Source organism: Exiguobacterium sp. s101 (assembly GCF_018617835.1).
GTDB classification, from domain to species: domain Bacteria; phylum Bacillota; class Bacilli; order Exiguobacteriales; family Exiguobacteriaceae; genus Exiguobacterium; species Exiguobacterium marinum.
Genome location: NZ_JACSKX010000011.1, coordinates 48,567 through 67,898, shown reverse-complemented (window position 1 = coordinate 67,898; position 19,332 = coordinate 48,567). Strand labels below are relative to the sequence as shown.

Sequence of the window (19,332 nt, the reverse complement as noted above, 5' to 3'; positions counted from 1 at the left end):
GTGGGGAGGAAATACTCATGCCGAAAATGAAATCGCACCGCGGTGCTTCAAAACGTTTCAAACGTACAGCATCAGGTAAACTCAAGCGTTCACACGCTTACACTAGTCACTTGTTCGCGAACAAATCGACTAAAGCGAAACGTAAGCTCCGTAAAGGCGCTATCGTATCAGCTGGAGACTTCAAACGCATTCGCAACATGATCGCGAAGTAATACAGAAACAATTTAGGAGGGAATCCATATGCCACGCGTAAAAGGCGGTTATACGACTCGTCAACGTCGTAAAAAGCAAATTAAACTTGCCAAAGGATACTTTGGTTCGAAACACATTCTATTTAAAGTAGCAAAACAACAGGTCATGAAGTCACTCATGTACGCTTACCGTGACCGTCGTCAAAAGAAACGTGATTTCCGTCGTCTTTGGATCACACGTATCAATGCGGCAGCACGTACAAACGGTCTCTCATACAGCCGTATGATGCACGGCCTCAAGCTTGCAGGAATCGACATCAACCGTAAGATGCTTGCTGAGCTTGCTGTGACAGATGCACAGGCATTCGCGTCACTCGCTGAAACAGCTAAATCAAAATTGAACGCGTAATCGTTCAATCGACAGCGCCGAGACACTCTCTCGGCGCTTTCTTTTTTCTTAAAAATTTTTTAGAATGAAGAGAAGGAGGAACGTTTATGAATCAATCGATTGTGGCAATCGTTGCACTTGCGCTCATCGTCTTGAACATATACACCTATATCCAAGCCAAACGGTATACGCACGGCAATGGCGATTTCAACGTACTATACGCTTATGCGGGAGGAGCCATTGGTGCCTTGTTCGGTCTTCATTTGACTCGCAAAAAGACTGTTCATGCCCCAAAATTGCTCCAATTACAAGTATTGATTTTAGCGGTGGGCTGGTCTTTAATGATTTTAGTACTGCTATAAGTTGAAATAGAGGAGGAACATCCGGTGAACTGGACAACATTGTTTGATCGACAGCGCGAATTAGACGAGCGGATCAAAGAACAACATGGATTAACCGGTAATCAATTCGATGAACGGTTACTGGCGCTGCTTGTCGAGCTCGGTGAACTGGCTAACGAAACACGTAGCTTTAAGTTTTGGTCGAAGAAAGGACCGTCGCCTCAAGATGTGATCTTAGAAGAATATGTGGACGGTATTCATTTCTTATTATCACTTGGACTTGCGCTCGGATATGAACGAGACGTCTTTCCTACAGGAAGCTCATATCTTGATGCGACTGATGCTTTTTTAGATATTTATCGAAAAGTGACGAACTTTGGTCTTTCGAAAACAGAAGCCATGTACGAGACGCTGATGGCAGCTTATCTTGAACTTGGTTATACACTCGGTTTTAATGAGCAACTCATATTAATGGCGTACATGAATAAAAACGAAGTAAACCATGAGCGACAAAATCAAGGATATTAATATAAAGGAGCGGATGGGTATGAATGAATCGTTACATATGTTAAAACGTTTGACGGATGCGACGGGAGTCCCGGGAAATGAGGGGGAAGTCCGTCAATTGATGCGTGAATACCTCGAGCCGCATGTCGAGTCGTTTGAACAGGATGGGCTCGGCAGTCTGTTTGGACAAGTGACAGGAGACGCTGAAGGTCCGCGTGTCATGATTGCGGGTCATATGGATGAAGTCGGCTTTATGGTGACGCGTGTGGAAGAAGGCGGTTTCCTTCGTTTCCAGGCGCTCGGTGGCTGGTGGAACCAAGTTCTCTTAGCACAGCGAATGAATGTCGTGACACGTGCTGGTGAAAAAATTCCAGGAGTGATCGGTGCGAAACCACCGCATGTACTTCCGCCTGAAGCACGTAAAAAACCGGTTGAAATCAAAGATATGTTCTTAGACATCGGAGCAACGTCTAAAGACGAAGTAGCTGAATGGGGAATTCGTCCGGGTGACACAGTCGTTCCACATTGTGAATTCACAGTCATGAAAAATGAAAACTTCTTGATGGCAAAAGCATGGGATAACCGCATTGGATGCGCGATTGCGATTGAAGCTGCGAAACGGTTGAAAGAAGAATCGTTCCCAGGTGTCGTCTATACAGGGGCAACCGTACAAGAAGAAGTCGGATTACGTGGAGCCGTAACGGCGGCTAACTTGATTCAACCAGATGTAGCAATCGCAGTCGATACGGGCATTCCAAGTGATACGCCAGGAATGACGCAAGCAGAAGGCTTATCAAAACTTGGTGACGGGGTTCAAGTCATCTTCTTTGATGCGACTACTATAACGAACCCACGCCTTGTCGATCTCATCGTTGACGTGGCCAAAGAGCAAGACATTAAGTATCAATTGGACTTAACGCCAGGTGGCGGAACGGATGCTGGGCGATTCCACCTTTCTGGAATCGGGATGCCAGCCATCGCATTGACAGTGCCGGTCCGCTATTTACACACGAACGTGTCAATCATCCATCAAGATGATTACGAGGCAGCCGTACAACTCGTCGTCGCATTGACGAAACGTTTAGACCACGAGACGGTCCAATGGTTGAAAGAGGGATAATATGACGAAGATTACGTCTACGAAGAGCGAGACGATTAAGCGATTAAAACGACTCATGACAAAAAAGGGTCGTCAAGAAACGGGTCAATTCCTTGTAGAAGGAGAACATTTAGTAGATGAGGCCATTCGTGCCGGTCGACTCGTTCAACTCATCATGGCTGAGTCGTATGCACCAAAAGGAACGTGGCGACTAGAAGATATGCCGGTTCTCGAGTTATCCGATCACGTCGCCGACCTTCTTTCAGAAACGGAGAAGACACAAGGTGTGTTTGCCGTTGTCAAGATGACACCGGTTGAACGGAAGATGAAGAAAGTACTCGTATTAGACCGAGTACAAGACCCGGGTAATCTCGGTACGATGATTCGGACGGCAGATGCTGCCGGGTTCGATACGGTGTTACTCGGGAAAGGGACGGTCGATCCGTTCAACGCTAAAGTTGTACGCGCCACACAAGGGTCCTTGTTTCACGTGAACGTGACCTCGGTCGACTTGCTTGAAAAATTGCCCGAGCTGAAAGAGGATGGATTCCACGTATATGGGACAGCCCTCTCAAAAGCGACATCGTATGAACAAGTTGCATTCGAAGACAAGGTGGCCCTAGTCATCGGGAACGAGGCGCAAGGTGTGCACAATGATGTGTTGTCACTCTGTGACACCCGTGTGCATATTCCGGTGCTCGGTGACGCAGAATCGCTCAATGCAGCGGTCGCTGCCGGTATTTTAATGTATCGCATCGCGTTACAATAATCTTGTCAGCGCGTGAAAAACGTGATAGGTTAAACACATCGATGAATAGGATATGACGTTGAAAGAACATAGTAAGCGAATGACCGATTCCGTTCAGGGAGCAATGGCCGTGACTGAGAGCCTTTGCCGGATTCGTCGCTGAATTCACTCTGGAGTCGTGTTGGAGACAACACCGGTTTGGCATCACGATATCGATGCTGTTCAAGTGGGCCATGAATTGGCCAAGTAGGGTGGTACCGCGATGATTCGTCCCTTCAGTCAACGACTGAAGGGACTTTTTTATGTAGAGGAGGAAGCAAACACATGAAAGAACAATTAGAACAGTTACAGGTGGAAGCGTTAGAAGAAATCAAACAGGCATCCACACAAAAATCATTAAATGATGTCCGTATCAAGTATTTAGGTAAAAAAGGACCGATGACTGAGGTACTTCGTGGTATGGGCAAGTTATCTGCTGAGGAACGTCCTGTCATCGGTGAGTTGGCCAATACAGTTCGTACAGCGATTCAAAGCACACTAGATGCTCGAATTGAAGAAGTGAAGGCGATTGAACTCGAAGAGAAACTAAAAGCGGAAACGCTTGACGTAACACTTCCAGGGCGTACATCGACTCCTGGACAAAGTCATCTCTTACAACAAATCATCGACGAAATGGAAGACTTGTTCGTTGGACTCGGGTATACAATCGCAGAAGGTCCTGAAGTCGAGACAGATCTTTACAATTTTGAAATGCTCAATTTACCAAAAGACCACCCGGCACGAGACATGCAAGACTCGTTCTACATCACGGAGGAGACGTTGCTCCGTACCCATACGTCACCTGTGCAGGCTCGGACGATGTTAGAGGCGAACGGGAAGCCAATTCGTATCATTTGCCCAGGCAAAGTGTATCGTCGTGATGAGGACGATGCGACGCATTCGCATCAGTTCATGCAAATCGAAGGACTCGTTGTCGATGAATCCATCTCGATGGCAGATTTAAAAGGGACGCTTGAAGTATTCGTGAAGCAGTTATTCGGTGAAGCGCGCGAGATTCGTCTCCGTCCGAGCTTCTTCCCGTTCACGGAACCATCGGTCGAAGTGGATATCTCTTGCTTCAAATGTGGTGGGAAAGGCTGTAACGTCTGTAAAGGAACCGGATGGATTGAAATTCTTGGAGGCGGGATGGTCCACCCACATGTACTAGAGATGGCCGGCTATGACTCATCAATTGTGTCAGGATTCGCATTCGGAATCGGGGTTGAGCGTATGGCGATGCTCAAACACGGTGTCGATGACATCCGCCATTTCTACACAAATGACTTACGTTTTATCGAGCAATTCTAAGGAGGAAGACAGATGTTACTTTCAAAAAAATGGTTGAATCAATATATTGATGTATCCGATTTAAGCGGAGAAGCGCTCGGTGACTTGATCACGAAGAACGGGATTGAAGTCGAAAGTGTGACGAATCGCGGAGAGGGACTTTCTGGTATCGTCGTCGGTCGTGTCCTTTCATGTGAGAAACATCCAGAAGCAGATAAATTAAATGTGACGAAAGTAGACATCGGGGAATGTGACCCTGTTCAAATCGTCTGCGGTGCACCGAACGTACGCGAAGAGCAACATGTGATTGTGGCCAAAATTGGCGCGCGCTTACCAGGACTTAAAATAAAAAAAGCCAAACTTCGTGGTGTCGAATCACAAGGGATGATTTGTTCACTCGAGGAGCTTGGATTCGAGAAGAAACAAATTCGGGAAGACGAGCAGGACGGGATTCATACATTCCGTGAATCTGTACAAGTCGGTGCGGATGTACTCGATTTACTAGACTTGAACGATGAGGTCATCGAACTCGGTTTGACTCCGAACCGTTCAGATTGCTTGAGCCTTTATGGAATCATTCATGAGGTTGCGGCCATCTTGGAACGTTCATACACGTTGCCGACAGCAGATGTCACATCGTCATCACCATCTGATGTGTCCATCGAACTCGCTACACCGAACTGTCCGTACTATGCAGCTCGTGAAGTGAAAGGAGTAACGATTTCAGAATCGCCACAATGGCTAAAAAACATCTTGATTGCAGAAGGTGTCCGTCCAATCAACAACATTGTCGATGTGACGAACTATGTGATGCTTGAAATCGGGCAGCCGCTTCACGCATTCGATGCGAAAAAACTCGGCAACTCGATTGTGGTCCGTCAAGCTGAAAATGGAGAAGAGATAATCACACTTGACGACGTGACACGCACGCTTGATTCATCGATGATGGTCATTACGGACGGGCAAGCCCCGGTCGCAATCGCAGGCGTCATGGGTGGTGCCAACACAGAAGTGGATGCCAAAACGACAGATATCGTCATAGAGTCAGCATACTTTGATCCGGCATCCGTTCGTAAGACAAGCCGTACGCTCGGTCTTCGTTCAGATTCAAGTGCTCGCTTCGAAAAAGGGATAGACCCAGAACGTGTCATGCTCGCGCTTGACCGCGCTGCGCAATTGATTGTGGAATTCAGTGGAGGGACCGTTCAAGATGCGGTACGTTCGGGTGAAGCAGAATCACGTGCCCGCCAAATCGAAGTGTCGATTGACTATATCAATAAGCGCTTAGGAATGTCACTCGATTGTCAGACGATTGTTCAAATCCTGGAGCGTCTCGGTCTCACGACAGAAGGGGATGACGTGCTGACGGTTCATATTCCTTCACGTCGTCCGGACTTAGAACTTCCGGCTGACATTACAGAAGAAGTGGCGCGTCTATACGGATATGATAGTCTCCCGTCGACGTTACCTGCCTCTCAATCGAAAGGCTACTTGCCAGCAATCAACGGATTGCGCAGACAGACACGTCGCTTGTTGCAAGGTGTCGGCTTATCACAAGCCATCACTTACTCGTTAACGAGTGAGGCACATGCGACACGCTTCGGAGGAGAAGCCAGTCAGCTTGTTCGTCTGGCGATGCCGATGAGTGAAGAACGCTCTGTCCTTCGTACGTCGCTCGTTCCAGGGTTGTTGGAGACGGCACGTTATAACACGGCGCGTCAACAATCGAACGTCGCACTGTACGAGACGGGACGCGTCTACACGGAGCATGGCGATACGTTACCGCGTGAAAAAGAAAGAGTGGCTGGCGTTGTCACAGGTCTTTGGATGGACCATCGTTCGCAAGGAACACGGGTCCCGGTTGACTATTTCGTCGCAAAAGGGATTGTCGATACGTTAGTCCAAACGCTTCGCCTTGATGTCACGTATGAGGCCGTAGCGATGCCCGATATGCACCCAGGCCGTACGGCGAACATCTTGATGAACGGAGAGGTCATCGGATATGTTGGACAAGTACATCCAGGAACTTCGAAAGACGTCTACGGTATGAAAGAAGTGTATGTATTCGAACTCGACCTGTTAGCACTTCGCGGGGACGAAACGCTTCTTTATCAAGACGTACCACGGTATCCATCGATTTCACGAGACTTGGCACTCGTCTTACCACATGCGATTCCGGCTGGGATAGTGGAACAAACCATCCGCCAAGCGGCTGGGCCACTCTTGATTGACCTCGTCTTGTTTGACGTTTATACAGGTGAGAATGTTGGAGAGGATGAGAAGTCGATTGCCTTCTCACTCAAGTTCCAAGACCCGTCAAGAACGTTACAAGACGAAGAAGTAACGGCAACATATGAAACGATCGTGGAGGCAGTACGTGCTGAGCACGGGGCTGAACTACGGGCATAAAAAATAAGGAGCGTTGTCCACATGTGACAACGCTCCTTATTTTATTGGATTTCGAGTGCGAGGTTACCGAACTTCGTCCATATTAGCTCATTTTTAACGAGAGTGCTTGAATCTGATCATCGATAAAGTTCATCGACAATGTATTGAATTGATCGGGCTGATCTACGTTTACGACATGTCCAGAATCTGTGACAATCTCAACATTTGCCGTAGGCTGATGTTTTGCCGTTCGTTCGACAGCTTCGAGGAACATATAGTCTTCGTCCCCCATTATATACAGAATCGGTACGTTCGTTTGTATCGATGTGAACTGATTCAATAATGGGTTGATATTTTCCGTCATCTTGAACCAACGGATAAATTCACGCTGACACAAATTCGCTGCGTCGCGAACGAACATCATCCGTGATTTTTTATGACGTTTTTTAGGAAGTAAAATCCACGCAAATAACTTGTATAACCACATATAAGGGACGAAATTTTGGACGAGACTGCCGAGACGGATGAGCATCGTGGAGCGGACATTGAATTTGACGATCGCTCCTCCGAGGATGACTGATGCGATGCGATGCGGATAATGTTCGAACATCGCTTGAATCACAATCGTCCCTAAAGAGAGACCGACCATGTGACCTTTCTCGATATCTAAGTGGTCCATGACTTCGATTACATCTTTTGCAACGACATCAAATGTATAGGCGTTCAAGGGTTGATTAAGCGATTGTTCCTCATCATAAGAACCACCATGACCACGCAAATCGACGAGTAACACATTATATTTTTTACGGAATGGGCGAAGTTGACGATACCAATGTGACAAACTTCCACCGGCGCCGTGTATGAAGATGACCCAAGGATGGTCATCACTGATCGTATAGGTTTTATAATGCAACATGAACGCTATCCTCCAAAAATTTTAAGTTCATTTAACCGTAAAATGAGTATATCATATTTGACGCTGTACCTCTACAAGCGACGTTCGTTCAAGTTGATTGCTTTTTTTGTATTTGCAAAATGGACTTTGGCAATCTTTTGTAAATAGTCTTGACCATGATGATGGATGATTTTTGCGGCCACTTGATCGACTTTGGCGCCTGCTCCTTTTGGGAGAGTGACACCGACTTGTTGACTTAACTTGTCCATCTCTTTTAAGAAGAATGCACGAGCTAAAATTGAAGCGGCTGCGACCGATACGTGAAGACCTTCAGCTTTCGTTGAAAAGTAAACATCATCGCGAACGACATCGTGTTCTGATCGCAGGTGTTGATAGTAAACCGGCTTTTCAGCAAACTGGTCGATTAAAATGGCATCGGGTTTTTGTTCGAGTTTTTCAATCAATGTATGAAGCGCAGCATTATGGGCAATTGCGGTTATCTTCCCTTGCGTCATTGTCCGTTGCATCTTGTTGTAGGTTGAATTATGAAGCGTAGCTTTCTGATAAGGAATCGTGGCGTGCAAATCTCTAGCGATGCGGACAATTTCCGGGTCAGATAACTGTTTCGAGTCTTTGACACCGAGTTCTTTGACGAGAGCGATTTGATCGCGTGAGACAAATGCTGACACGACGACGAGCGGTCCGAAATAATCTCCTTTTCCGACTTCATCGCTTCCGATGACTGACCAATCTGAAAATCCTTCAGGCAATATCGTGTTTGGTGCGGATGCTTTTTTTTTTCTTGTCTGGCGTCCCCCATTTGACTGCCTCGGTCTCAGCATCTTTTCCTTGGAACATCACTTTACCCGATTGGTAAATCGTCACGACAAATCCGGGTGTCTTTGCACTGAATGTCGCATATGGTGGTGGCGTGACAGCATACTTATGATACAAATTTTTTAATTTTTCTTGTGATGCGGTTGATAGTTTAATCACTTGGTTGCCCAAAATGAGCACTTCCTTTCTTCCTGGCAAATTCATTTTACATTTTTTTATGTTTTTTTGAAACCGAAGATGAAGTTTTAACGTATATGAAAGTGATTAGAGAAAAGTGAGGTGAGGTGGACGTGTGGTGGCGCGATGACACGCATCAAGATGAGGTAGAGGAATTATACAAGCACATTCTCGAACTCGAGGCGAGGATTGCTAAATTAGTGGCTCATCAAGTGAGAGTGCGTCGGCTACTGATGCAAGATTCTTCTGAGGACGTGACGGAACAAGTTATTCAAGTTCAAAAAGAAGTTGAATATTTTTTAAACATGATGCGACTTGAACGTCAAGAACTTGTCGACCTTTACAATCGACGACGTATTGAACTGTCCATCGGTCGGGCTCGGGAAGCGAACGACTTATCCACGTCACCGCTTTCAGAATGGGATGCGATTGAAGATAAGCTCGCACTAGAAGTCGAACAACTTCGGCGTGTGTTGATGATGGAACGAAGACGTCGACAGGAGGAGTGGTAATGGAAGCAATCGATCAACTGTATTGGTGGGTGTTGATCATCGCTGGTTTTGGAACCTTTATTTACATGTTGTTCTCCGATGCGTTCGATATGTTTGAGGGATGGTTTAACCCTGCGGTTATCTTATCTTTCTTGGCGCTTGGAGCAGGAATCGGACTTATTTTAAATGCTTTGGCGCATGTCTCTCCGATGATTGGACTCGCTGTCGCGTTAGTTGGATCTTTCGCATTGACAACGCTGCTTTACTTGTTTGTCCTGTTACCACTATCAAATGCTGAAGAATCAATCGGTTTGACGGATGAGGCATTAATTGGACGAGTCGGTCGACTGACTGTCCCTATTCCTGAAGGGGGATACGGCGAAGTCATGATTGAGACGGTGACCGGATCTCTTTTGAAGACAGCCCAAAGTATGGACGGGACAACGATTTCGACTGATCATCGAGTAGTCATCATTGAAGTGAAAGGCAATATTGCAATCGTCATGATATATGACGAACCTACGATTCGAGAGGAGAAATAACACATGAATACGGCTATTTTAGTCAGCATCATCGTCGGGGTCATCATCCTCGCACTCGTGTTTGTATTCGTATTGAAATATCGCACAGTCGGACCTGATGAAGCTTTGATTGTAACAGGTAGTTATTTAGGCAAAAAAAATGTACATAGTGACGCATCCGGAAATCGTGTCAAAATTATTCGAGGTGGCGGTACGTTCGTCCTTCCGGTATTCCAACAAGCAGAACCACTCAGCTTGCTCTCGAGCAAATTAGAAGTCACGACACCTGAAGTATACACAGAACAAGGTGTACCGGTCATGGCGGATGGGACAGCCATCATTAAAATCGGCGGTTCAATCAGTGAAATTGCGACAGCGGCTGAACAGTTCCTCGGTAAACCTAAAATTGAACGTGAGAACGAAGCACGAGAAGTACTTGAAGGACATTTACGTTCGATTTTAGGGTCAATGACGGTCGAAGAGATTTATAAAAATCGTGACAAGTTCTCTCAAGAAGTGCAACGCGTTGCATCACAAGATTTGGCGAAGATGGGATTAATCATCGTATCGTTTACCATCAAAGATGTTCGAGATAAGAACGGTTATTTAGAATCACTCGGAAAGCCTCGTATTGCACAAGTAAAGCGTGATGCCGATATCGCGACAGCGGAAGCGGACAAAGAGACGCGTATCAAACAGGCGGAAGCCATGAAAGATGCGAAGAAGGCAGAGCTCGAGCGCGCGTCTGAAATTGCTGAGGCAGAAAAAGAAAACCAGCTCCGGATTGCGGCTTACCGTCGTGAACAAGACGTCGCCAAAGCTCGGGCCGACCAGGCGTATGAGCTTGAAGAAGCACGTGCGAAACAAGAAGTTACTGAACAACAGATGCAAGTTCAAATCATCGAGCGTCAAAAACAAATCGAGCTCGAAGAGAAGGAAATTATGCGTCGTGAGAAGCAATACGATTCAGAAGTGAAGAAAAAAGCCGATGCGGACCGTTACTCGATCGAACAATCAGCAGCTGCGGATAAAGCGCGTCAAATTGCAGGCGCCGATGCAGAAAAATATCGCATTGAAGCCCAAGCGAAAGCGGACGCTGAACGTGTTCGGTTGGCTGGTCTTGCTGAAGCCGATTCGGAACGTGCGAAAGGTGAAGCGGAAGCTGAAATTATTCGCTTGACCGGTCTTGCTGAAGCGGAAGCGAAAGAGAAAATTGCCGAAGCCTTCTCTCAATACGGACAAGCTGCAATCCTCGATATGGTCGTCAAGATGCTTCCTGACTATGCGAAGGAGATTGCTGCGCCACTTGGTAACATCGATCAAATCACAGTCGTCGATACAGGCGGTGGTCAGAATGGTGGTGCTGGGAAAGTGACAGGATATGCTACTGATCTTATGGCATCGCTGCAACAAACATTAAAAGCATCATCGGGCATCGATATGAAAGACTTGCTCGAAAACTTTGCCGGAAAAGGGAACGTTGCGAAGACACCAGTATCTGAGCAAGGGTTAGTCGATTCAACAGTCGCTGCATCAGAAGAACAAACAACATGAGCCATGGACAATGTCTATGGCTCATTTTTATTCCCACAACTTTTTAAAAAAAATATGGAGAACAAAGCTCTCTCGGTCGATATAAGAGTTGTCAGACCAATAGAGAGGGAGAATTGAATACATGAAGAAAAACATAATGTTTAGTACGATCATGGCGAGTGCACTCTGGTTATCCGGCTGTCAGTCGGTAATTGACGATCCGAATGCCACTGTAGAGGAACGTCAGTCGATGGGTGTCGTCTTATCTGATGTGGGTCTCGGGGACCAATCATTCAGTGATGCTGCGATGCGTGGTATGGGCGAGTTACGTGAAACGGGCGGTTGGTTCGTTGATTATCGTGAATTATCAGAGACAGAGACGTATCAAGTCGGGTTCGAAGAGCTGGTAAAAGAAGGACATGATGTGATTGTCGGTCTTGGCTTTGCTTGTCAGGAAGAGCTAGAAACGGTAGCGGCAGAGCATCCAAATCAACAATTTGCTCTCATCGATGGTGTGTCAGCACTTTCGAACGTCTTGAACATCACATTTGAAGAAGGTGAAGGCAGTACGCTTGCCGGCGCAGTTGCTGGTCTTGAGACAGAGTCTGAGACAATTGGTTTTATCGGTGGGATGGATATTGAACTCATTCAGAAATTTGAAGCAGGATTTGAACGTGGGGCGAAATCTGTGAATGAGGACGTTGAGATACTCGTTAATTTCTCAAATGATTTTGCTTCACCAGAACTCGGTCGTGAACTTGCCGAAAAACAGATTGAAGAAGGAGCAGACGTGCTCTATGCTGCGGCCGGGCTGACAGGTGTTGGCGTACTCGAGACAGCTGAAAAATATGGGGTTAAAGCAATCGGGGTTGATAGTGACCAATCCATGATTGCCCCCGATGCGGTCGTCACTTCGATGTTAAAGCAAATCGATTTGGCGATTGTAGAAATCGCTGGTCGTGTTACCGAAGAACCATTTAATGACCATATCATTCTTGGGATTGAAGAAGGCGGCGTCGGTTTAGCCCCACTTCGCCGCATTCAGTGGGATGAGAAAGAAGCATCCGAGTATGAATCGGTAGAACGTCAGTTGAAGGAGGGGACACTGTAATGAGTTTGCGTAAACGATTTATCTTCTCAACCGTGTTCACTGTCGTCTTGATCATACTTATGATGACTTATGTCTTGTCGACCTTGAACCGTTTACAGACTTACAATGAACAGTATGGAAGTCAAATGATTGAATTGTCCCAGCTAGAGACGTCGCTCTTACAGGAACAGTCGCTCTGGACGTCACTCGGCGAGCAATCGAATCAATCTACACTTACACAACTTGAACGCATCCGTGTGACGAACGCGGAGACGTTTGAAAACTTGAAACAATCTTACTTGATTCCGGCATTTTCGAATCATTTAGACCGTGCAACCATGAAGTATGAGAAAGTGAACGAAGATGTCGAATCTGCCTTTGAAGGGGGCATTGCTGCCCGAATTCAGGCAGCAAAATTGGAAGGCTTATTAAATGATGTGAATACGTTGATCGCGAAGAACGGTTCATTTTATGAAGCACTTCAAGTTGAAGCAGCAGATGAGACTGAACGTCTATTGTTGATTTCTGTTCTCCTGACAATCCTTGTCATCTTAACGCTCGGGATTTACAACTTCTTCTTTGCTCGTTCGATCACTCGACCGCTCAAGCGTAATGTGAAAATGGCGGAAGCCATCGCAGCGGGACGTCTCGTCACGTTGCCGGAGTCTACTCGCAATGATGAAATTGGACGTCTAGAGCGTGCGATGCGCGACATGACGGCGTCACTTCAAACGGTAATCGGCTCAATTCGTGTCACGTCTATGAAAGTGAATGGCATGACAGAAACAGCAGCTTCTGAAAATGAAGCGGTCGTCAGTACGACCTCGAACATTACAAACGCGGTTGATGAAATGGCACACGGTGCGCAATCCATCGCCAATGAATTGCAGGAAACGCTCAGTTCAGTTCACACGATGGCGACTTCGTTTGAGACGAGTTTGAATCAAACGAAACAGACGACAGAAGAAACGTCAGAAATGACACGTGAAGTAGCGACGGGGATTGAAACATTAACCGATCAAGAACAGATCTTAGACCGTTCAAGTGAACGAAATGAAGTGCTTGTCACGCGTATGGATCACTTTGCAAGACAAACAGCAGAGATTGAAGCGATGGCGAAGCTTGTCGAAGATGTCGCGGCTCAGACGAACTTACTTGCCCTCAACGCGGCAATTGAAGCGGCCCGTGCAGGTGAAGCGGGACGAGGGTTTGCTGTTGTAGCAAGTGAAGTGAAGAAGTTGGCGGAAGAGAGTAATAAGGCGACCCGTTCGATTTTCCATGTCGTTGAGACAATCCAACAAGAAGTTGTTCGTTTGACAGAGACGGTGAATGAGTCGAAGCGTGAGCAGGAAGCGCAACTCGAAGCGTTTGGATTGACGAAAGAAGCGTTCAATCGCATCCATGAACGTACAGATCATGTCGCTTCATTTGTCCGTACGATTGAACAAGAGATGCTCACATCAAGTAACGAAGTAAACAATGTCTTACGTCGTGTCGAAGAAGTATCTGGCGTGACGGAAGAATTGGCGGCTGGTAACGAAGAAGTGGCAGCCTCGATGAAAGAGCAACAAGCGAGCTTCGATCAAATCTTTACGTTAATGCAAGAGTTAGAAGGACAAGCAGCAGCACTCGCTGACCAGGTTCAGCATTTCGAAGAAGAATAATCATCCGTATGCAGAAGGACCGAAGACCACTCATTGGTTTTCGGTTTTTTGTTGTTTCGAATGTTTCGGGATCCTTAATTTGTTGTCCTAAAAAAATGGATGATTATCTTTCAGATTGTATGAAGGTCGGGTACATAGCAGGCAGTCAAACGACTTTGTTGAGAATAGATTAATATCGAGAACGGGAAAAGTGTAGTCACTCTGGATTCGGCATACTAGATTCAATAGTCGAAACAGGGGGAGAATCGTCTTGGAAAAGTGGAAGCAGGTCATCATCGGTGTTGTCGTCGTCCTGTTTTTAGGTGTTGGTTATTTATTTTATAATAAAGAATCAGAAGAACGTGTCGTCGATGAATTCGTTGTAGAATCAGAAGAAGTGGTTCCGTCTGAGACAGTAGAGCGATTAGAAATCGTCGTCTATGTCACAGGCGCGGTCGAGTCTCCGAACGTCTATACCGTGCCAGAAGGCGCAAGAGTCGGGGATGTTCTCTCATTGGCAGTATTAACAGATGAAGCTGACCCGGAACAGTTAAACTTGGCGCAACTACTCGTGGACGGGGTGAAAATCATCGTACCGAAAAAAGGGGATGCCCCTGTTGCGCAAGAGGTACCAAGCACAGAGCTGGAACCAAATGGGGTACACGTGAATAGTGCCACGAAAGACGAGTTAATGTCGGTCCCTGGAATTGGTCCTGCTAAAGCAGACGCGATTCTGAACCACCTGAAAGAGAATGGTCCATTTAAATCATACGAGGACTTAGGTAATGTGAAAGGATTTGGAGAGAAGACATTAGAAAGTATGAAACCTTACTTATTGGTACCATGAGATGCCGTTATTTCCACTATTTGCGGTATTGATGGTGATCGGAGTGACTGAAGGAGTCTACATCGTCACAATCGTCTCCGGTGTGTTATACGTTGCGTCACGAGGCGGACAACATCTGTACGCGAAACTCGGTGTTATTCTCTTCGTCCTGATTGCATGGTTGCACGCCGATACAGCGGAATGGACACCGACAGACAAAGTGGTGTTTTCGATTGAAAGTCGTAAAGAGAACGGGAAAACGACCCGATTATATGGGAACGTGGCAACTCATCAAGGTGTGTTGCGGGGGAGAGATCTCTCTATTGGTAGACCTGGTGAGACTTGTCTCGTAGAAATTGAACACGAACCGTTTCAGCCGCTACGGAACATCGGAGGATTTGACGAACAGAAATGGGCGGCAAGCGCGAACTTATCCTTTAAAGGAAAGATCAAGCGAATCGACGAGTGCCGTCCGACAGCAGGGATGGACGGTTGGATGCTGAGGTGGAAAGAAAGACGTCTCCAACAGATTGAACAACAATATCGCGGTGATGTCGCGCTATACATAGAGGCCTTATTGTTCGGTGAGAGTCGGATGCTTGATGAACAAACCTCTTTTTCATATCGAGTGACGGGTCTCCTGCATCTTCTCGTCATTTCAGGTTCACACATTGCCCTGCTGATTGTTGCCCTTCAAACAATGTTTCGACCAATCCCGATTCGACGAGAGACGAAGACGATGTTGATTCTATTGACGATTACGGCGTTCGGATGGCTGACAGGCTTCTCACCACCGGTCGCACGAGCTGTCCTCGTGGCAGATGTGTTGCTAATCCTTTCTCTACTTGGTGTATCGGTAAGGGACCCGATTCGCCTGCTAAGTTGGTGCGCGACCGCCATGCTTGCCTTTCAACCACACCTTCTCTCAAACTTAGGGTTTCAATTAACGGTAGGCATGACTTTTTTCTTATTAGTCACGAGAAAAATCTGGACTGGGTTGTTGGAATTGTCTGTATTCGCGCAGTTGTTTGGTTTATTGGTCCTCTGGCAAGTTCAACCGATTTTATCTATCGTTGCACCGTTATTAAATATTGTGATGGCTTTTTGTATATCATGGGTGATGATACCTCTGGCTCTCGTCAGCTGGTTGGTTCCGAAGACCGCCCCTTTGTTCATGAGTGTTTTGGATGCGATAAACGGGATTTTCTCAATCCACAATACTGGTCGACTGTGGACGCCGTTGCACGAACTCACATTCCCGTACCAAGTCGTTTTATGGGTTGGGATATGGATAAGCTTCATTATCATCGAACAAAAACGGTGCATTGGATGGATAGTGGCGATTGTGACGTGTGGATTAGTCGCTGGATGGTCCGACTGGTCAGAGTCTCCACGGGTGACACTTTTAGATGTCGGTCAAGGCGATGCGATTGTTGTAGAATCAGGGGAAACAATCGGTGTAATTGATGTCGGTGGAGTATTCCAAGACCCGAATGAGCAAAAGCGAACGGTATATGACCCAGGTGCAGACGTTGTAGCTCCTTATATATGGAAGCGGGGGGAGCGGTCACTCGATTTCGTCATGCTTACCCATGCAGACCATGACCACATCGGTGGTTTAGAAGGGTTATTAAAGTTCGTTCATGTTAAGGAAATATGGTTATCGAAAGAAGTGGTGAATGCAGAGAAACGTGAAGAGATTCTTCGGTTAGCGGCAAGCTACGGATCGTCCATCCGCTATCTCGAGGCAGGAGATCGACCAATGTCTTGGATGTGGATTGTTGCACCGGATAAACCTCATGAAGACGAAAACAGTCATTCGATCAGCCTTTATATGAACGTAGGGGGCATGAAATATCTATTGACAGGTGATTTGCCGATAGAGGAAGAGGAAGCACTACCGAAACTCGACGTCGATGTATTTAAGTTAGGGCATCATGGGTCGAACACGTCTTCAGGCGAAGCGTTGCTTGCACGCACCAATCCGGAATGGGTAATCGCGAGCGTCGGAGCAAACAATCGCTATGGCCATCCACATGAGGAGACGTTACAAAGGCTCGCGGGACGACGTTTATTACGAACTGACACAAATGGGATGATCGTCTGTGAAAAAAAGATGTGTCGTGGGATCATCGAGTAGCATGTGATTAAATGTGATACACTAAAAAACGATTGCTCCCCCGGGGCAATCGTTTGAAAACTTATAGGCTTAAGAATTTGATGATGACACCGATAAAGAAAATCGTAAAGAAAAAGCCGAACGGGACGATGAAGCCGATCGCAGAGTCGATGGCGTCGTTACGTTTGCATTGAACGTCATTTTCAAACGGGTTTTCACTCGGTGGGCGAACTGAGTTAATTTGCATATTAGGTCCCTCCTTATCATACTTCCTTTATAAGTATAGCGAATCATGGGAAGATAATCTATGTTTAGATGAGAATAAATTGTGAAAGTGGTGTGTGTTTTGAATGAACCGTGGTTACATAATGGAAAACTGGCGAGCGTCTATGTTCTTCATGGCACCGAAAAATATTTGTTAGAGACGTGGGAACGTGAAATCGTGAAGGCAGCCAACCCATCCGGTGATCAATTTGATGTCATGCAATTAGATCTTCAAGAGACGTCACTCGATACGGCACTTGATGAAGCGGAGACGGTCCCTTTCTTTAGTGAATATCGCACGGTTATCGTGAAAAATGCCCAGTTCTTGACGGGTACGAAAGAGAAGCAAAAGCAAAATGTTGATCGGCTGGCGGAATATGTTGTGCAACCGGCGACCTACTCAGTTCTTGTCTTGATCATCGAGTCGGAAAAACTCGATGAACGGAAGAAAATCGTGAAGCGTCTGAAAGAACGTGCCATCGTATTAGAAGCGAAAAAGCCGAGCCAAGCTGAATTGATGCGATACGTGAACGATGCTTTGAGTCGTGAACAACAAAAAATGGAGCGCGCGACAATGGAGCGACTTTTATTTTTATGTCAGGATGACTGGGGAAAATTAGTCCGAGAATTAGAGAAGCTACAATTGTATGCAGGGCCAGGAGCCATGATTCCGATTGATATCGTGAATGATTTGGTGCCAAGAACGCTAGAGGATAACGTGTTTCAGTTATCGGAGCTTCTCGTCAAACGTCGTGCCGATGCAGCACTTCGGTTAGTACGTGACTTAGAGAAGCAAGGGCAAGAGTTGATTGGACTTCTCGGTTTGTTGGCAAGACAATATCGAAACATGTACTTGGCGAAGCAGTTGACGGAAGCGGGGTACGGAGAGAAACAGATCGCATCAAAAATCGGTGCTCACCCGTACACCATCAAACTGGCGACACAAGCGAGCCGCGGCTTTTCTGAAGCGCAACTCGCCCAAGCCTTGACCTTGATCGCAGATGCGGACGAAGCGATGAAGACGGGTCGCGGCGACAAGCAAATCGTGTTCGATACGCTTGTCTGTCAGTTGGCTTTATTGTGAGGTGAGAAGATGGGATTCAAACAAGTAGCCATTGAGGATGTGATTCCGCTTCGGCATGTTGTGCTCAGACCAGGTAAAGGGATTGAGGCTTGTTATTTTGAAGGGGATGAAGCTTCGACGACTCGACATTTTGCTTGGGTGGTCGAAGGGCATGTACAGTCTGTTGCGACTGTCATGACGTCACCGAGACAAATTGATGGCGAATCGGTGCCGCTCCAGCTTCGCGGAATGGCGACAGATCCGTGTCTGGCAGGGCAAGGCATTGGCTCTCGTTTTTTACACGCTTTGCATGAAGAGTTAGATGACTCATGGTGGTGTAACGCCCGTGAAGTGGCCGTTCGTTTCTATGAGCGGAACGGTCTTGTGCGAATCGGAGAGGCGTTCGACATCCCTGGAATCGGTACACATTACGTCATGGTGTACAAAAAAACAGCCGGCTCCGGATAGGAGGCGGCTGTTTCGTGTGGTCTCTAATTAGAGAGCAGCGATACGAGCTGCGAGGCGTGATTTATCACGACCTGCTTTGTTTTTGTGGATAAGGCCTTTTGATGCAGCCTTGTCGAGCTTCTTCGTAGCGAGGACGAAAGCTTCTTGAGCAGCTTCTTTGTTTCCTTCGAGTACGAGAGCATCAACACGTTTTACTGCTGTACGCATTGCCGCTTTCTCATGTGAGTTTGCAACACGACGCTTTTCAGAAGTTTTTGCACGTTTGATTGCTGATTTGATGTTTGCCATTGTTTGTCACCTCCTGAAACAAGAAAGTGTATGTTCTTATTACTTCAAGTAATCATTCAACAGAACAAGCACAATTGTAGCAAACGGTTATATGAAAAGCAACCACTTGATGATTATTCTGAAAACTAT

At 46.5% G+C, this 19,332-nt stretch carries 20 protein-coding genes and 1 pseudogene; 17 read left to right on the top strand and 4 right to left on the bottom strand.

Annotation, left to right across the window (positions count from 1 at the left end):
- Positions 1–17: 17 nt before the first annotated feature.
- From rpmI to pheT, 8 genes are all read left to right on the top strand, one after another.
- The gene (gene rpmI, locus KNO76_RS10390) at positions 18–212 is read left to right on the top strand and encodes a 50S ribosomal protein L35 (RefSeq protein WP_012726697.1); all 195 of its coding nucleotides are present in this window, start codon (positions 18–20) and stop codon (positions 210–212) included.
- A 28-nt stretch (positions 213–240) separates the two neighbouring features.
- On the top strand, positions 241–600 hold the full coding sequence (gene rplT, locus KNO76_RS10385; RefSeq protein WP_012726696.1) for a 50S ribosomal protein L20: 360 nt from the start codon (positions 241–243) through the stop codon (positions 598–600).
- A gap of 86 nt (positions 601–686) precedes the next feature.
- Entirely contained in the window at positions 687–941 is a 255-nt protein-coding gene (locus KNO76_RS10380) for a hypothetical protein (RefSeq protein WP_026825626.1), read from the top strand.
- A 24-nt stretch (positions 942–965) separates the two neighbouring features.
- Complete coding sequence (locus KNO76_RS10375; protein ID WP_026825627.1) at positions 966–1,448, top strand: dUTP diphosphatase; 483 nt, start codon at positions 966–968, stop codon at positions 1,446–1,448.
- A gap of 19 nt (positions 1,449–1,467) precedes the next feature.
- Positions 1,468–2,547, top strand: a complete 1,080-nt coding sequence (locus tag KNO76_RS10370) for a M42 family metallopeptidase (RefSeq protein WP_214878457.1) — start codon at positions 1,468–1,470, stop codon at positions 2,545–2,547.
- A gap of 1 nt (position 2,548) precedes the next feature.
- The gene (locus tag KNO76_RS10365; RefSeq protein WP_026825629.1) at positions 2,549–3,295 is read left to right on the top strand and encodes a TrmH family RNA methyltransferase; all 747 of its coding nucleotides are present in this window, start codon (positions 2,549–2,551) and stop codon (positions 3,293–3,295) included.
- A 303-nt stretch (positions 3,296–3,598) separates the two neighbouring features.
- Positions 3,599–4,621, top strand: a complete 1,023-nt coding sequence (gene pheS / locus KNO76_RS10360; RefSeq protein WP_026825630.1) for a phenylalanine--tRNA ligase subunit alpha — start codon at positions 3,599–3,601, stop codon at positions 4,619–4,621.
- Positions 4,622–4,633: 12 nt separating this feature from the next.
- Entirely contained in the window at positions 4,634–7,009 is a 2,376-nt protein-coding gene (gene pheT / locus KNO76_RS10355) for a phenylalanine--tRNA ligase subunit beta (RefSeq protein WP_214885258.1), read from the top strand.
- Positions 7,010–7,091: 82 nt separating this feature from the next.
- Here pheT and KNO76_RS10350 read toward each other — a convergent pair whose 3' ends face one another.
- Positions 7,092–7,904 carry an alpha/beta fold hydrolase gene (locus KNO76_RS10350; RefSeq protein WP_214885256.1) on the bottom strand — a complete coding sequence of 271 codons (813 nt, stop codon included), beginning with the start codon at positions 7,902–7,904 and terminating at the stop codon, positions 7,092–7,094.
- A 71-nt stretch (positions 7,905–7,975) separates the two neighbouring features.
- A pseudogene (gene rnhC / locus KNO76_RS10345) lies at positions 7,976–8,891 on the bottom strand (ribonuclease HIII).
- Between the two features lie 119 nt (positions 8,892–9,010).
- On the opposite strand from rnhC, the gene KNO76_RS10340 reads away from it, so the two are divergent.
- The 7 genes from KNO76_RS10340 (at position 9,011) to KNO76_RS10310 (ending at position 17,141) form a co-directional block, all read left to right on the top strand.
- On the top strand, positions 9,011–9,409 hold the full coding sequence (locus KNO76_RS10340) for a hypothetical protein (protein ID WP_214885254.1): 399 nt from the start codon (positions 9,011–9,013) through the stop codon (positions 9,407–9,409).
- Positions 9,409–9,930: an NfeD family protein gene (locus tag KNO76_RS10335; RefSeq protein ID WP_026825635.1), complete on the top strand. Its 522-nt coding sequence runs from the start codon at positions 9,409–9,411 to the stop codon at positions 9,928–9,930. Before KNO76_RS10340 ends, KNO76_RS10335 begins: the two co-directional genes overlap by 1 nt.
- Positions 9,931–9,933: 3 nt before the next feature.
- Entirely contained in the window at positions 9,934–11,463 is a 1,530-nt protein-coding gene (locus tag KNO76_RS10330) for a flotillin lipid rafts scaffold protein FloT (protein ID WP_214885252.1), read from the top strand.
- Positions 11,464–11,584: 121 nt separating this feature from the next.
- Positions 11,585–12,553 (top strand): BMP family lipoprotein, encoded by a 969-nt coding sequence (locus KNO76_RS10325; protein WP_214885250.1) that lies wholly within the window; start codon positions 11,585–11,587, stop codon positions 12,551–12,553.
- The gene (locus KNO76_RS10320) at positions 12,553–14,196 is read left to right on the top strand and encodes a methyl-accepting chemotaxis protein (RefSeq protein ID WP_214885248.1); all 1,644 of its coding nucleotides are present in this window, start codon (positions 12,553–12,555) and stop codon (positions 14,194–14,196) included. Before KNO76_RS10325 ends, KNO76_RS10320 begins: the two co-directional genes overlap by 1 nt.
- A 250-nt stretch (positions 14,197–14,446) precedes the next feature.
- On the top strand, positions 14,447–15,022 hold the full coding sequence (locus tag KNO76_RS10315) for a helix-hairpin-helix domain-containing protein (RefSeq protein WP_214699093.1): 576 nt from the start codon (positions 14,447–14,449) through the stop codon (positions 15,020–15,022).
- Between the two features lies 1 nt (position 15,023).
- On the top strand, positions 15,024–17,141 hold the full coding sequence (locus tag KNO76_RS10310; protein WP_214885246.1) for a DNA internalization-related competence protein ComEC/Rec2: 2,118 nt from the start codon (positions 15,024–15,026) through the stop codon (positions 17,139–17,141).
- 61 nt (positions 17,142–17,202) lie between these two features.
- Here the strand turns inward: KNO76_RS10310 and KNO76_RS10305 are convergent, their stop codons facing one another.
- Positions 17,203–17,367: a YqzM family protein gene (locus tag KNO76_RS10305; protein ID WP_012726678.1), complete on the bottom strand. Its 165-nt coding sequence runs from the start codon at positions 17,365–17,367 to the stop codon at positions 17,203–17,205.
- Positions 17,368–17,457: 90 nt separating this feature from the next.
- On the opposite strand from KNO76_RS10305, the gene holA reads away from it, so the two are divergent.
- A complete protein-coding gene (gene holA / locus KNO76_RS10300; RefSeq protein WP_274357776.1) occupies positions 17,458–18,468 on the top strand; it encodes a DNA polymerase III subunit delta in 1,011 nt (336 codons plus the stop codon).
- 9 nt (positions 18,469–18,477) lie between these two features.
- A complete protein-coding gene (locus KNO76_RS10295; RefSeq protein ID WP_026825642.1) occupies positions 18,478–18,915 on the top strand; it encodes a GNAT family N-acetyltransferase in 438 nt (145 codons plus the stop codon).
- A gap of 27 nt (positions 18,916–18,942) precedes the next feature.
- On the opposite strand, the gene rpsT is transcribed toward KNO76_RS10295, so the two are convergent.
- Positions 18,943–19,203 carry a 30S ribosomal protein S20 gene (gene rpsT, locus KNO76_RS10290; protein ID WP_026825643.1) on the bottom strand — a complete coding sequence of 87 codons (261 nt, stop codon included), beginning with the start codon at positions 19,201–19,203 and terminating at the stop codon, positions 18,943–18,945.
- Positions 19,204–19,332: the final 129 nt, after the last annotated feature.

What these genes read in the sequence shown, in the direction of transcription:
- rpsT (WP_026825643.1), bottom strand. Translation starts at nt 19,203, where the DNA reads ATGGCAAACATCAAATCAGCAATCAAACGTGCAAAAACTTCTGAAAAG.
- rpmI (WP_012726697.1), top strand. Translation starts at nt 18, where the DNA reads ATGCCGAAAATGAAATCGCACCGCGGTGCTTCAAAACGTTTCAAACGT.
- KNO76_RS10330 (WP_214885252.1), top strand. Translation starts at nt 9,934, where the DNA reads ATGAATACGGCTATTTTAGTCAGCATCATCGTCGGGGTCATCATCCTC.
- KNO76_RS10350 (WP_214885256.1), bottom strand. Translation starts at nt 7,904, where the DNA reads ATGTTGCATTATAAAACCTATACGATCAGTGATGACCATCCTTGGGTC.
- KNO76_RS10305 (WP_012726678.1), bottom strand. Translation starts at nt 17,367, where the DNA reads ATGCAAATTAACTCAGTTCGCCCACCGAGTGAAAACCCGTTTGAAAAT.
- KNO76_RS10310 (WP_214885246.1), top strand. Translation starts at nt 15,024, where the DNA reads ATGCCGTTATTTCCACTATTTGCGGTATTGATGGTGATCGGAGTGACT.
- KNO76_RS10320 (WP_214885248.1), top strand. Translation starts at nt 12,553, where the DNA reads ATGAGTTTGCGTAAACGATTTATCTTCTCAACCGTGTTCACTGTCGTC.
- KNO76_RS10380 (WP_026825626.1), top strand. Translation starts at nt 687, where the DNA reads ATGAATCAATCGATTGTGGCAATCGTTGCACTTGCGCTCATCGTCTTG.
- KNO76_RS10335 (WP_026825635.1), top strand. Translation starts at nt 9,409, where the DNA reads ATGGAAGCAATCGATCAACTGTATTGGTGGGTGTTGATCATCGCTGGT.
- KNO76_RS10295 (WP_026825642.1), top strand. Translation starts at nt 18,478, where the DNA reads ATGGGATTCAAACAAGTAGCCATTGAGGATGTGATTCCGCTTCGGCAT.
- KNO76_RS10365 (WP_026825629.1), top strand. Translation starts at nt 2,549, where the DNA reads ATGACGAAGATTACGTCTACGAAGAGCGAGACGATTAAGCGATTAAAA.
- pheT (WP_214885258.1), top strand. Translation starts at nt 4,634, where the DNA reads ATGTTACTTTCAAAAAAATGGTTGAATCAATATATTGATGTATCCGAT.
- rplT (WP_012726696.1), top strand. Translation starts at nt 241, where the DNA reads ATGCCACGCGTAAAAGGCGGTTATACGACTCGTCAACGTCGTAAAAAG.
- KNO76_RS10370 (WP_214878457.1), top strand. Translation starts at nt 1,468, where the DNA reads ATGAATGAATCGTTACATATGTTAAAACGTTTGACGGATGCGACGGGA.
- pheS (WP_026825630.1), top strand. Translation starts at nt 3,599, where the DNA reads ATGAAAGAACAATTAGAACAGTTACAGGTGGAAGCGTTAGAAGAAATC.
- KNO76_RS10325 (WP_214885250.1), top strand. Translation starts at nt 11,585, where the DNA reads ATGAAGAAAAACATAATGTTTAGTACGATCATGGCGAGTGCACTCTGG.